Raw genomic sequence first — 12,807 nt, 5'->3', positions numbered from 1 at the left:
CGCTGAGCGCGCGCGCGCCCGCGCTCAGCGCGCCGCGGCCGCCAGGCCGTGCGCCGCCGCCACGGCGGCGTTCACGACCTGCCCCGCGTGCACGTTCACCCCGAGCGCCAGGGCCGGGTCGGCAGCGGTCGCCGCCTCCCACCCCTGGTTCGCGATCGCCACGGCGTACGGCAGCGTCGCGTTCGTCAGCGAGATCGTCGAGGTGCGCGGCACCGCTCCCGGCATGTTCGCCACGCAGTAGAAGACGGTGTCGTGCACGGCGAACGTCGGGTCGTCGTGCGTGGTCGGGTGCGATCCCTCGAAGCACCCGCCCTGGTCGATCGCGATGTCGACGAGCACCGACCCCGGCTGCATGTCCGCCACCATCGCATCGGTCACGAGCTTCGGCGCCGAGGCCCCGGGGATCAGCACCGACCCGATGACGAGGTCGGCCTCGCGCAGGGCCGAGGCGATCGCGTGCGCCGAGGACCGCAGCGTCGTGATGCGTCCGTCGAACCGGGCGTCCAGCGCACGCAGGCGCGGCAGGCTGATGTCGAACACGGTGACCTCGGCGCCGAGGCCGAGCGCCATCGTCGCCGCGTGCTCGCCCGCGACCCCGCCGCCGACCACGACGACTCGGCCCTTCGGGGTGCCGGGCACACCGCCGAGCAGGAGCCCGCGCCCGCCGTTCGCCCGCATCAGGTGGTTCGCGCCGACCTGCGCCGACAACCGCCCGGCGATCTCGGACATCGGTGACAGCAGGGGCAGCGACCGGTCCGGCAGCTGCACGGTCTCGTACGCGATGGCCGTCGCCCCGGACTCGACGAGCGCGTCGGTCAGCGGCCGGTCCGCGGCGAGGTGCAGGTAGGTGAACAGGACCTGCCCTGGTCGGATCGAGGCGTACTCGGCGGCGACCGGCTCCTTGACCTTCAGGATCATCTCGGCGCGCGCCCAGACCTCGGCGGCCGTCGGGACGATGGTGGCCCCGGCCGCGGCGTACTCGGCGTCCGGGAAGGACGACCCGTCACCGGCTCCGGACTGCACGAGCACCTCGTGTCCGTGCAGCGCCAGCTCGGCGACACCGGCGGGTGTCGCGGCGACGCGGAACTCGTTGTTCTTGACTTCGGTTGGGACGCCGATCAGCATCACTGACTCCTTCGTGGGCGGTGCGCGTTCGACACCCACGATGCGCCGAGGTTCGTTACAGGACTGTTTCGGCCGAACATCTGAGCAATGTGGCCCGGTTCCGTGTGCCGAGATTCGGCGTCAGAACACCTTGCCCGGGTTGAGGATCCCCGCGGGGTCGAACACCCGTCGGATCCCCCGCTGCAGCTCGAGCACGTCGTCGCCGAGCTCGTCGCCGATCCACCGCCGCTTGAGCACCCCCACGCCGTGCTCCCCCGTCAGCGTCCCGCCGAGCTCGATCGCCGCCCGGAACATCGCGTCGGCCGCGTCCCACACGTGCTGCGGCACCTCGTCGCCCTCGAACACGAAGTTCGGGTGCAGGTTGCCGTCCCCGGCGTGCGCGACGGTGGGGATGGCGATGCCGTACTGCTCCCCGATGGCCTCGACGCGCGCGAACATGTCGGCGAGCCGACTGCGCGGCACCGCGACGTCCTCGATGAGGACCCGGCCACGCGCCTCCATGGCCGGGTGGAACGACCGGCGGATCGTCAGCAGGCGGTCGCGTTCCGCCGCCGACCCGGCCAGGTGCACGGTCCCGCCCTCGGCCTGGAGGCGCGGCACGGCTCCCAGCGCCGCCTCCGTCGCACCCGGCCCGTCGTACTCCACGAGGAGGAACACCCCGCCCGCCGCGGTGCTCCCCACCGTCTCGGCGATCACCTGCGGCCCGAGGTGGGCCGCGATCCCCTCGAGTGCGGCGGCGTCGAGCAGTTCGACCGTCGACGGACGCTCCGCCCCGGCGACGACGGACGCTGCGGCGCGGGCGGCGGCCTCGACGGTCGGGTAGACGGCGCCGAGGGTGGCCGGCTCCCCCGCCGGGATCGGCACGAGCCGGACGGTCGCGCCGACGATCACCCCGAGCGTGCCCTCCGACCCGACGAGCAGCGCCGTGAGGTCGAGGCCGGTGACGCCCTTGACGGTGCGGTGCCCGGTGGCGACGAGCCGCCCGTCCGCGAGGACGACGTCGAGGCCGAGCACTGCCTCTCTCGTGACGCCGTACTTCACGCACCGCAGGCCGCCGGCGTTCGTGGCGATGTTCCCGCCGACGCTCGCGATGGCCGCACTCGCCGGGTCGGGCGCGAACCGCAGGCCGTGTTCAGCGACGGCCGCGTTCAGGTCGCCGTTCAGCACGCCGGGCTCCACCACCGCGTACTCGTCCTCCGTCGAGACCGAGACGATGCGGTCCATGCGCGCCACGCTCAGGACGACGGTGCCCTCGGTGCCGTTCGCCCCGCCCGCCAGCCCGGTGCCGGCGCCGCGCGGGACGACCGGGACGCCGAGGCCGGAGCACGTCCGGAGGGTCGCCTGCACGTCCTCGACCGTCCGGGCGTCGACCACGGCGACGGGCCCACCCGGGGCGATCCAGCCGGACTTGTCCGTCCGTGCCGCGTCGAGCACACCGCGCTCCGTCCGGACGACCACGCCGTCCGGATCGGCGAGCGCGGAACGGAGGGCGGTGACGACGGTGTCCATCCCGCCACGCTACCGAGCGCGGAGGGACTCGCTCGGCAGTTCCCCGAACCGTGCGCGGTACGTGGCCGAGAAGCGACCGAGGTGGCCGAAGCCCCACGCCCTGGCGATGTCGGCCACCGAGGTGTCGTCACGGTCGCCGCGCAGCAGGTCGGCACGGGCACCGTCGAGCCGGACGCCGCGGAGCAGGTCGCCCGGCGTCTGGTCGAGGTGCCGGCGGAGGGACTGCTGCAGGCCGCGCGGGCTGAGCCCCGCCGCCGCGGCGATCTCCGGCGTCCCGATCGCGTCGCGCGCGTGCTCGTGGACGTACTCGAGCGCACGGCGGACCCGCTCGTGCTCGGGCCCGCTGCCGGTGACCGTCGTGCGCCAGCGGCTCCGCTCGGGGAAGGCCGCGACCGCCGCGGTGGCGAACGCCTCGGCGATGTCCCGCCGGGCGACCGCGGTGAGCTCGTGCCCGACGTCCAGCCAGGTCGACGAGTACGCCCGCACGACCGACTGCCAGGCCCGCATGCCGTCGGCGGTCGGGCGGCGGAGCGCTTCGAACGCGAACTCGTCCTCGCCGACGACCGAGCGGAGGAACCCCGCGTCGAGGTGCACGAGGTTGAGGCCGATGTCGCGGTGGTGCAGCTCGTACGTGTCGGCGAAGGGCAGCACGACCGGGACGCCCGGTTCGAGCTCGTGGGAGTTCCCGCCGTACGTGATCGTGCTCGACCCGCTGCGCATCCAGGCGACCAGGAACGCGTCGTCGACACGGCTGTCGCTCCGCAGGTCGACCAGGAAGCGCGAGGACCGGAGCGACAACAGCTCGTCGCCCACGCCGGCGAAGTCCCAGCGGGTGTCGCGGTGGGTCCGCCGGACCGCGGGCGAGCGGAAGTCGTAGTCCCCGGTGAAGAAGGCGAGCGCCTGGTCGACGTCGGTGCCCGCGATCCGCCGCGAGTACCGCGTGTCCCCGACGCTGCAGGCGCCACCGGAGTGGCGGGTGTCCATCGTGGCAACCATGGTCGAGAACCTACGGGGCACCACCGACAATCGGGACCGCACCCCCGGGGTCAGGGCTGCAGGATCGCCTGCCCGACGCTCTCGTCGAGGATGAGGTCGGTGATCAACCCGGCGGCGAGGGCGCCCTTCAGCGACGCGGCCTTCGAGCGTCCGGCCACGACGCAGACCCGGCGCGGCGCACGCTTGATCGTGTCGAGGTCCGGAGCCCCGGCTCGGGCGTTCACCCCGATGTCCTTCCACGAGCCGTCCGCGCGGTAGAACACCGTCGAGACGTCACCGACGACCTGGGCCTTGGTCAGCTCGTCGCGGTCGGACGGGTCGAGGTACCCGCCGGAGTACACGTGCGAGGGGACCGGGGCCTGGGGCGCTCCGACACCGAAGACGACGAGGTCCATGCGCTCGTGCAGGTCGAGCACCCGGCGGATCGAACGCTCCCGGAAGAGCGCCTGCTTCGTGGCCGGGTCGTCGAAGAACGCCGGGACCGGGAACTGCTGCACGAACGCGCCGTACGCCTCGCCGAACCGCCGCAGGATCTCGGACGCGTAGACGATGCCCGTCGTCCGGGTGTTCGCGGCGCCGTTGATCTGCACCACCGTGGAGCCGTGCGTGGTCTTCGGCACGAGGTAGCGGCTCACCGCGCTGACGGTCGAGCCCCACGAGATCCCGATCACCATGTTCGACTCGACGTACTGCGTCAGGATGCGCGCAGCGGACAGCGCGACGCGTTCGAGTCGGTCGACGTCGCTCGTGTGGTCCGGCACCGGCACGACGTGCGCGTGCACCCCGAAGCGCGATCGGATGCTCCGGCTGAGCGCCGCGGCCTGGTCGAGGGGCGAGCGGATCTGGATGTCGACGAGTCCGGTGTCCCGCGCGTACTTCAGCAGGCGGGAGACCGACGACCGCGAGGTGCCGAGCTCGTCGGCGATCGCGTCCATCGTCAGGTCCTGCAGGTAGTACAGATGCGCGGCGCGCAGCGCCTGCTGCGTGCGCATGGGCTGCGCTGCGTCACTCATGGGAACCGAGCATGCACGGACGTGCACGGCCTCTGCAACCCCTGTCGAGCCTCCCGACCCTCGATCGGCCCGTCCGGACACGTGTGCTGCACGTTCGTGCACGCGAGTTGCCCGCCTTCTCACGGAGGCGCACGATCGATGTCGAACCACCACGGAACCCACGAAGGAAGCGACGCAGCAATGTCGAAGAAGACGCAGCCCCGGAACACGGTGAACGCGCTCACGGAGCGCCCGAACGCACAGGTCCTCGTGGTCGGTGGCGGCATCAACGGCATCGCCACCTTCCGCGACCTCGCCCTGCAGGGGGTCGACGTGGCCCTCGTCGAGCGCGGCGACTACGCCTCGGGCGCGTCCGCCGCGTCGAGCCACATGATCCACGGCGGCATCCGGTACCTCGAGAACGGCGAGTTCCGCCTCGTCCGCGAGAGCGTGCAGGAGCGCAACGGCCTCATCCGCATCGCCCCGCACTACGTCAAGCCGCTGCAGACCACGATGCCGATCTTCTCGACCTTCTCGGGCATCATGAACGCCCCGCTGCGGATGCTCACGCACAAGCAGCGCTCGACGAAGGAGCGCGGTGCCGCGCTCATCAAGATCGGCATGACGATCTACGACTCCTTCTCGCGCGACGGCGGTTCGGTCCCGAAGCACCGCTTCCTCACGAAGAAGGCCGCGCTCGCGGACATGCCGGCGCTCAACAAGGACCTCAAGTACACGGGTACCTACTACGACGCCTCGGTGCACGAGCCGGAGCGCCTGGCGCTCGACGTGCTCAAGGACGGACTCGCCGCGGGGACGGGTGAGGGCTCGGCGTCGACCGCCCGTGCGGTGAACTACGTCGAGGCCGCCGGGACCCGCGACGGTGGCGTCCTGCTCCGTGACCGTGAGACCGGCGAGGAGTTCGTCTTCACGGCGGACGTCGTCGTGAACGCGTCCGGCCCCTGGACCGACCTCACGAACCAGGCGTTCGGCGGCGAGACGAAGTTCATGGGCGGCACGAAGGGCTCCCACATCGTCGTCGACAACCCCGAGCTGCTCGAGGCGACGAAGGGCCGAGAGCTCTTCTTCGAGAACAACGACGGCCGCATCGTGCTCATCTACCCGCTCAAGGGCCGGGTGCTCATCGGCACGACGGACATCGACGCCGACCCGGCGAAGCCCGTCACCACCACCGACGAGGAGATCGACTACTTCTTCGGCCTGGTGGAGCACGTCTTCCCGCAGATCGCGCTCACCCGCGACCACATCGTCTACAGCTACTCGGGCATCCGCCCGCTCCCCCGTCACGAGGACACCGCCCCCGGCTTCGTCTCGCGTGACTACCGGATCGTGGACACCCCGATCGCCGGACTGCCGCGGACCACGGTGCTGTCGCTCGTCGGCGGCAAGTGGACCACGTTCCGCGCCCTCGCCGCGCACCTCTCCACCGACGTCACGACGAAGCTCGGCATCACCCGGACGGTCGACACGACCGGCATGGCGATCGGCGGCGGCAAGGACTTCCCGACCACGGACGCCCAGCGCGCCCTCTGGATCAAGTCGCACCGCGACGGTCTCGACGCGTCCGTCGTCGAGGGGCTGCTCGAGCGCTACGGCACCCGTGCCGCCGAGGTCGTCGACGTCCTGGTCGACGGACCGGTCGAGCCCCTCGAGTCGGACCCGGCGCTGACCCGCGCCGAGGTCGCGTACTTCGCGGAGCACGAGCAGGCCGTGCACCTGGTCGACGTGGTGCTGCGCCGCACGAACCTCGCGTTCGTCGGCGGCGTCACGATCGACCTGCTCGACGAGCTGGCCGACGTGCTCGCCGGGTCGCTCGGCTGGACGCCCGAGGAGCGTGCGGACGAGGTCCAGCAGACGCTCGACGTCCTGCGCGAAGCGCACCGGGTGATCGTGCCGCTGACGTCCGCCTCGCAGCTCGCGTAACGGTCGCCCCCTCGGACGGGAGGCGCGGTGCCGGCTGGCACCGCGCCTCCCGCCTGTCTGCTGGTCGCGTCAGAACCGCTCGCCGGTCGGGTCCTGCGCCGTCCGGTCGATGAGCTGCTCGCCGCCGACGGGCTCGCCCTCCCAGTCGACGAGGCGCCAGCCGTCGTCGAACGACCCCTCGAGCTCGACGATCCCGGTGTTCTCGAGGTGGCGCTTCGTGCCGAAGTGGTCCGGCGTGTTGTCGGCCGCGGCACTCGCCCACGTCCGGATGGCCGCTCCGTGGCTGACCGCGGCCGCCACGTCGACGCCGGTCTCGAGGATCTGCCGGACCGCGTCGTCGTAGCGCGCGAAGAACTCGGTCCCGCTCTCGGCGCCGGGCATCCGGGTGGTGCGGTCCCCGAGCGACCAGCCGTGCACGGTCGAGATGTACGTCTGCACGGACACCTGGTCGCGCTTGCCCTGGGTGTCGCCGGCCTCGATCTCGCGGAGGCCCGGCAGCACCACCGGCTCGAGGCCGAGCGACGTGGCGAGGGGCGCCGCGGTGATCTGCGTGCGGACCATCGTCGAGACGAACAGCCGCTCGATCCCCCGGTCGGCGAGGGCTGCCGGCAGGGCATCGGCCTGCTGCTGCCCGAGTTCGGTCAGGCCCGGTCCGGGGACGACGGCGTCGAGCACGCCGTTCACGTTCGCTGGGGTCTGGCCGTGGCGGATGAGCAGCAGTCGCATGGAGCCACCCTACGGAACGCCGGTGACGTCACCCCTGCCGGGTGTTCCACCGGGGGTTCCGCTTGTTGATGACGTAGACACGGCCGCGGCGGCGGACCACCTGCGACCCCGGGATCTTCTTGAGCGCCTTGAGCGAGTTGCGGACCTTCACGAGCGACCTCCTGCGTCGGTGTCCTCATTGTTGAGAACGATGATCATGTACATTAGCCGACATGCGTCCCGCCGCCATCACCCTCGTCTCCGCCCTGCACGACGTCGACGCCGACCGCGTGGCCGTCCGGCTCGCGACCGGTCACCGGATGCACGCGCCCGCGAACGCCGTCGCCGCGGTCCGAGCCGTCGCCGACCGCGCCGAGCACCTCGACCGGGTCTGCGGGCCGGATGCCGACCACGGGCTCGTCGTCACGCTCCCGCCGGGTGCCGACACGCGTGCGGTGGGGATGATGCTCGCCAACGCCGCGCGCGCGGAGACCGGCGACGACCGGGTGCTCCGCCACGTGGTGAGCGTGCTGCGCGCGGACGACGTGGCGCACCTGCTCTGGTCCGAGGTCGACGACGCGTTCGTCGCGGCCGACCGCGTGGCGTCGCTCGTCGAGTACGCCACGGTGATCGTCCTCGACCGGGTCGGCCCGGTGCCGCTGGGGCGCCGCCGCGGACTGCTCGCGCTGCTCCACCGGTTGGCCCCGCAGGCGGTCGTCGTGGCGCTCTCGTCGATCCGGAGCGCGGCCGACCTGCCCGCGTCGAACGGCGGAGCGGCGCGGGTCCTCGCCCAGGGAGCGGGATGGATGCGCGCACTCTCGGGCTCGGTCGGACGGGACCCGCGGGACGGCCTGGTCGCGCTGCGCTACCGGGAGCCGCTGCCCTTCCACCCCGGCCGCCTCGCGTCGGTGATCGAACGGGAGCTGACCGCGGGGCGGAACGGCCGGGTGCTGCGGTCCCGTGGGTTCTTCCGGCTCGCCTCCCGGCCGGACCACGTTGGGTCGTGGTCGAGCCTCGGGGCGATGCTGGCGCTCGACCCGACCGCGAACCCGTCGTGGGACGCGGACGCGCCGATCGGGCAGGCGCTCTGGTTCGTCGGCGAGCGGTTGGACGTGCCGGCCATCGAGCGGGCGCTGGACGGGGCGCTCCTCACGTCGGACGAGCTGCTCGCGGGGCCGGAGGTGTGGCGCACGTGGGTCGACCCGTTCCCGGTGTGGCCGGCGCTCGACCCGTCCGAGGAGCACCGGCACGAGTGACGCCCGCGGCGGGTGCGGGTGCGCGCTCGGTCAGTGCGCGCGCATCATCCGACGAGACACACGTCGATCGACTGGTGCAACGTCGCACCATGCGCACAGACGCACGCACGCACGGGAGGCGCGGTGCGGGTCGGACCCGCACCGCGCCTCCCGTCCGTGGTCGCGTCAGCGGGCCACGTCAGCGCACCGCGCTCATCTCCCGCTCGCGCGCACGGCGGGCAGCGTCCTCGGCGGCGAACGGCAGGTCCCCCAGGTCGAGGTTCGGGTTCGTGTCCTGCGTGAGGACGAGCTCGCGGGCCTCCTCAGCGGTCTCCACCGCCGGCATCGACCCCGGCAGCGGGCGTCGCGAGGACTCCTTCATGCAGAACACCCCGATCGCCCCGACGACGCTCATCGCCATCAGGAAGTACGCCGGCGCGAGCTCGTCGCCCGTCGCCGTGAGCAGGGCCTGCACGATGAGGGGCGTGGTCCCGCCGAACACCGCGATCGCGATGTTGTAGGCGAACCCCATGCCGCCGTACCGGGTCGACGTCGGGAACAGCGCCGGCAGCGAGGCCGCCTGGTTCGAGACCCACAGCGCCGTCATGAGCGCGAGGAGCCCGAGCCCGGCGAGCGTCGACCACTGCGCGCCGTGCCCGATCAGCAGGAACGCCGGGACGACGAGCACGACGGTGGTCGCGGCACCGATCCACATCACGACGCGACGGCCGAGCTTGTCGGACAGCTTGCCCGTGAGCGGGAGCATCACCGCGAGCAGCACGAGCACCGGGATGGTGAGCAGCGTGCCGTCGAGCGCCGAGTAGCCGAGCGAGTCGGTGAGGTACGTCGGCATGTACGAGGTCAGCGCGTACCCGACGGTGTTCGACGCGGCGACGAGCATCACGGCGATGACGATCGGGCGCCAGTGGTCGCGGACCATGACGAACACGTTCGCCGGGCGCTCCCCGGACAGCGAGGCACGGGTCTCGGACGCGGCCTCCTGCGCGGCCTGGGTGGCCTGGAACACCGGCGACTCCTCGATGCGCAGGCGGAAGTAGATCGCGACGACGCCGATCACCCCGGCGGCGAGGAACGGGAAGCGCCAGCCGTAGGCGGTCATCGCCTCCTCGCCCAGGGTGAGCTGCAGCACCGACACGACGGTGGCCCCGAGCGCGAAGCCCAGGTAGCTGCCGAAGTCGAGGATGCTGGCGAAGAAGCCGCGGCGGCGGTCCGGCGCGTACTCGGTCACGAACGTCGTCGCCCCGGCGTACTCACCGCCGGTCGAGAAGCCCTGCGCGAGCTTCAGCACGACGAGGACGATCGGCGCGAACACCCCGATCGTGGCGTAGGCGGGCAGCGCCCCGATGAGGAACGTGGACGCCGCCATCATGATGAGCGTCGTCGCGAGGACCTTCTGCCGCCCGATGCGGTCGCCGAGACGACCGAACACGATGCCGCCGAGCGGCCGGGCGATGTACGTCGCCGCGAAGACACCGAGGCTGAACAGGATCTGGACCGAGGGTTCGGCCGTGGGGAGGAAGACCTTCCCCATCGTGACGGCCAGGTAGCCGTAGACGCCGACGTCGTACCACTCCATGGTGTTGCCGACGACCATGCCGCTGACGGCACGGCGCATCATGCTCTTGTCGACCACGGTGACGTCGCTCTCGCGCAGGCGTCGGTGCGGTCGGGTGGGGGTACTGCTGGGATCGGAGCCCATGCATCTCTCCTCGAGGATCGGCGGGCCGACGGGTACCGGCCCGGGAACAGCGGACGACGTTACCGAGCAACCGAAATGTCATTGGCCGGTGATTCACAGGAACCGGCGTGTCACCCGAACGGGGGTCAGCGCCGATCGCCTCGGGCACGCGGATCGGGGCGGACGGTAACGAGGCCATAACATCCAGCCATGGCGATCGAACCCGAGACGAAGAACTGGACGTGGGTCATCGAGTCCGCGTGCCCCGAGTGCGGCTACGACGGCAGCACGGTCACGATCCGCGACGTCCCGGGGATCATCGACGCGAACACCTCGGCGTGGACGGCGGTCCTCGACCGTGCGGACGTGCGCGACCGCCCCGACGACCACACCTGGTCACCGCTCGAGTACGCCGCGCACGTGCGTGACGTCCACCGGAAGATGGCAGAGCGGTTGACGCTCATGCTCACCGAGGACGCCCCGACCTTCCCGAACTGGGACCAGGACGCCACGGCCGTCGAGGACCGCTACGGCGAGCAGGACCCCGCCACCGTCGTGCGGGAGCTCGGCGAGGCGGCGCACCGTGCTGCCCGTGCATTCGACGACGTGCGGGAGGACCAGCTGGGACGCACCGGCCTCCGGTCGGACGGCAGCGCGTTCACCATCGCCACGCTCGCCACGTACTACGCGCACGACCCGGTGCACCACTTGTGGGACGTTCGGCGCACGCAGTAGACGCACCACCTGTGGGCCTGGAGGCGCGGTGCGGGCCCGCACCGCGCCTCCAGGCCCACAGGTGGGGACCGCTCAGGCGAGCGCGTCCAGCAGGGCGCGCGCCGTGGCCGCGTCGGTGACCAGCTCGTTGACGAGACGCCCGCGGACGGCCCCGACGATGCTCGACACCTTCGCGGCACCGACCGCGACGCCGATCGCGTGCGGGACGGCGGAGAGGACCTCGCGGGAGGTGCGCACCATCCGGTCGCTGCCCGGGAACTCGATCGCCGAGCCGTCCGCGGCGTAGAAGTTGAGGCAGACGTCACCCGCCGCCTGGTCGAAGACGGCGTCCTCGACCGGGACGCCCCGCGCGAGTGCGTCGCGGGTCGGGGTCGGCGCGCCGATGCCGAGGATGGCGCCCTTCGCCCGACCCCACAGGCCGACGACGTGCTGGAACGCCGGGTCCTCGTCGAGCGAGGACCGCATCGCCGGTGACGGCAGGGCCTGCGCGAACAGGAACGCCGGGATCGCGCCGGAGTGCTCGGCGGCGGCGCGGGTGATCTCGTTCGTCTGGAACCACGGCATCGGGTCGGCCTGCCCGCCGACCGTCGGGACGAGCTGCACGCCCGGCAGCTGCGGCATGCCGGCGTGCGCGACGTCGTACACCGTCCGACCCGACGACATGAGCACGGCGTCACCCGGCACGAGGCCCATCCCCTCGACCGCGGCGGCGAGCGGGGCGGCGAGGTCGGCGCCGAGCGTGGCGGTGTGCGTCACCGCGGCGAGGTGCACGGCACGGAGTCCCAGCACCACCTGCAGCCGCTCGGCGAGCGCGACGGTCTCGTCCTGGAACGGGTCGACGACCTCGATCCGGACCAGGCCGGCCTTCCGCGCCTCGGCGACGAGCCGGCTGACCGTCGGACGGGACACCCCGAGGCGCGAGGCGATCTCGACCTGGGTGGCGTCCTCGAGGTAGTACATCCGCGCGGCCTGGTAGACGGTGTCGAGCGGGAAGCGGGTCCGGGCACCCTCGGCGGCGGGGTTCTCGGCGGACATGGGGCGATCGTAGCCCTGGCACGCGTCAGCGGATCGTGAACCCGCCGTCCACGCGGAGGTCGGCGCCGTTCACCATGGCGCTCGACTCCCCGGCGAGGAACAGGACGGCGGCGGCGATCTCGTCGGGTGTCGCGAACCGTCCGGTGGGGATCTCGTCCTGGTGGCGCAGGCCCTTCTCGTTCGCCCACGCCCCGCGGCCGAGGTCGGTCAGCACGACCGTCGGCGACACGGTGTTGACGGTGACGCCCCGTCCGCCCCACTCGAGCGCGAGTACGCGGGTGAGCCCGATGACACCGGCCTTCGACGCGCAGTACGCCGCGTGGCCGTCGATGCCGACGTGCGCTGCCTGCGAGGCGATGTTCACGATCCGGCCGTACCCGGCGGCGAGCATGTGCCGCCCGACGGCCTGGGCGACCCGGTAGGTGCCGGTGAGGTTGACGTCGATGGTCGTGGCCCAGGCACCGGGGTCGAGGTCCTCGGCGGGGGCGAGCAGCGCGACGCCGGCGCAGTTCACGAGGACGTCGATCCGGCCGGCGGCACCGGTGACGGCGGCGACCGCGCGGGCCACCGACGTCTCGTCCGTGACGTCGCAGCCGAGGCCGAGGTGGGCCGGTGCGCCGGCGGTCGGCAGCGCTGCCGCGGCGGCTGCTGCGCCGTCCGCCCGCACGTCGACGATGGCGACCCGGGCACCGCGGGACGCGAGGGCCACGGCGATCGCGTTGCCGATGCCGGACGCACCGCCCGTGACCACCGCCGTGCGGCCGCTGAAGTCGTTCGTCAGGTCGATCGTGTCCGGGCCCGGTCGGAGGGCTGCGGCGAAGTCGGTGGTCAT

At 72.4% G+C, this 12,807-nt stretch carries 12 protein-coding genes; 3 read left to right on the top strand and 9 right to left on the bottom strand.

Annotated elements, in window-relative coordinates; translation table 11 throughout:
- Positions 1-24: 24 nt before the first annotated feature.
- From ald to JSX79_RS16370, 4 genes are all read right to left on the bottom strand, one after another.
- Positions 25-1,125, bottom strand: a complete 1,101-nt coding sequence (gene ald / locus JSX79_RS16385) for an alanine dehydrogenase (protein ID WP_229087159.1) — start codon at positions 1,123-1,125, stop codon at positions 25-27.
- A gap of 120 nt (positions 1,126-1,245) precedes the next feature.
- Entirely contained in the window at positions 1,246-2,634 is a 1,389-nt protein-coding gene (locus tag JSX79_RS16380) for an FAD-binding oxidoreductase (protein WP_229087158.1), read from the bottom strand.
- Between the two features lie 9 nt (positions 2,635-2,643).
- A complete protein-coding gene (locus JSX79_RS16375) occupies positions 2,644-3,630 on the bottom strand; it encodes an AraC family transcriptional regulator (RefSeq protein WP_229087157.1) in 987 nt (328 codons plus the stop codon).
- 50 nt (positions 3,631-3,680) lie between these two features.
- Positions 3,681-4,643, bottom strand: a complete 963-nt coding sequence (locus tag JSX79_RS16370) for a sugar-binding transcriptional regulator (RefSeq protein ID WP_022905765.1) — start codon at positions 4,641-4,643, stop codon at positions 3,681-3,683.
- A 180-nt stretch (positions 4,644-4,823) separates the two neighbouring features.
- On the opposite strand from JSX79_RS16370, the gene JSX79_RS16365 reads away from it, so the two are divergent.
- Positions 4,824-6,566: a glycerol-3-phosphate dehydrogenase/oxidase gene (locus JSX79_RS16365; RefSeq protein ID WP_071294593.1), complete on the top strand. Its 1,743-nt coding sequence runs from the start codon at positions 4,824-4,826 to the stop codon at positions 6,564-6,566.
- Between the two features lie 69 nt (positions 6,567-6,635).
- Here the strand turns inward: JSX79_RS16365 and JSX79_RS16360 are convergent, their stop codons facing one another.
- The gene (locus JSX79_RS16360; protein ID WP_070418258.1) at positions 6,636-7,292 is read right to left on the bottom strand and encodes a histidine phosphatase family protein; all 657 of its coding nucleotides are present in this window, start codon (positions 7,290-7,292) and stop codon (positions 6,636-6,638) included.
- A gap of 28 nt (positions 7,293-7,320) precedes the next feature.
- Positions 7,321-7,443 carry a type B 50S ribosomal protein L36 gene (gene ykgO / locus JSX79_RS16355; protein WP_229087156.1) on the bottom strand — a complete coding sequence of 41 codons (123 nt, stop codon included), beginning with the start codon at positions 7,441-7,443 and terminating at the stop codon, positions 7,321-7,323.
- Between the two features lie 61 nt (positions 7,444-7,504).
- On the opposite strand from ykgO, the gene JSX79_RS16350 reads away from it, so the two are divergent.
- A complete protein-coding gene (locus tag JSX79_RS16350) occupies positions 7,505-8,527 on the top strand; it encodes a GTP-binding protein (protein ID WP_229087155.1) in 1,023 nt (340 codons plus the stop codon).
- A gap of 178 nt (positions 8,528-8,705) precedes the next feature.
- Here the strand turns inward: JSX79_RS16350 and JSX79_RS16345 are convergent, their stop codons facing one another.
- Entirely contained in the window at positions 8,706-10,226 is a 1,521-nt protein-coding gene (locus tag JSX79_RS16345) for an MFS transporter (RefSeq protein ID WP_071295626.1), read from the bottom strand.
- 189 nt (positions 10,227-10,415) lie between these two features.
- On the opposite strand from JSX79_RS16345, the gene JSX79_RS16340 reads away from it, so the two are divergent.
- On the top strand, positions 10,416-10,940 hold the full coding sequence (locus JSX79_RS16340) for a DinB family protein (protein WP_229087154.1): 525 nt from the start codon (positions 10,416-10,418) through the stop codon (positions 10,938-10,940).
- A 72-nt stretch (positions 10,941-11,012) separates the two neighbouring features.
- Here the strand turns inward: JSX79_RS16340 and JSX79_RS16335 are convergent, their stop codons facing one another.
- Both JSX79_RS16335 and JSX79_RS16330 read right to left on the bottom strand, forming a co-directional pair.
- Positions 11,013-11,975 (bottom strand): sugar-binding transcriptional regulator, encoded by a 963-nt coding sequence (locus tag JSX79_RS16335; protein ID WP_070418254.1) that lies wholly within the window; start codon positions 11,973-11,975, stop codon positions 11,013-11,015.
- A 25-nt stretch (positions 11,976-12,000) separates the two neighbouring features.
- The gene (locus tag JSX79_RS16330) at positions 12,001-12,807 is read right to left on the bottom strand and encodes a GolD/DthD family dehydrogenase (protein WP_229087153.1); all 807 of its coding nucleotides are present in this window, start codon (positions 12,805-12,807) and stop codon (positions 12,001-12,003) included.

Source organism: Curtobacterium sp. GD1, from assembly GCF_020882855.1.
In the GTDB taxonomy this organism is placed as follows: Bacteria; Actinomycetota; Actinomycetes; order Actinomycetales; family Microbacteriaceae; genus Curtobacterium.
This window is presented reverse-complemented; position numbering and strand designations above follow the sequence as displayed.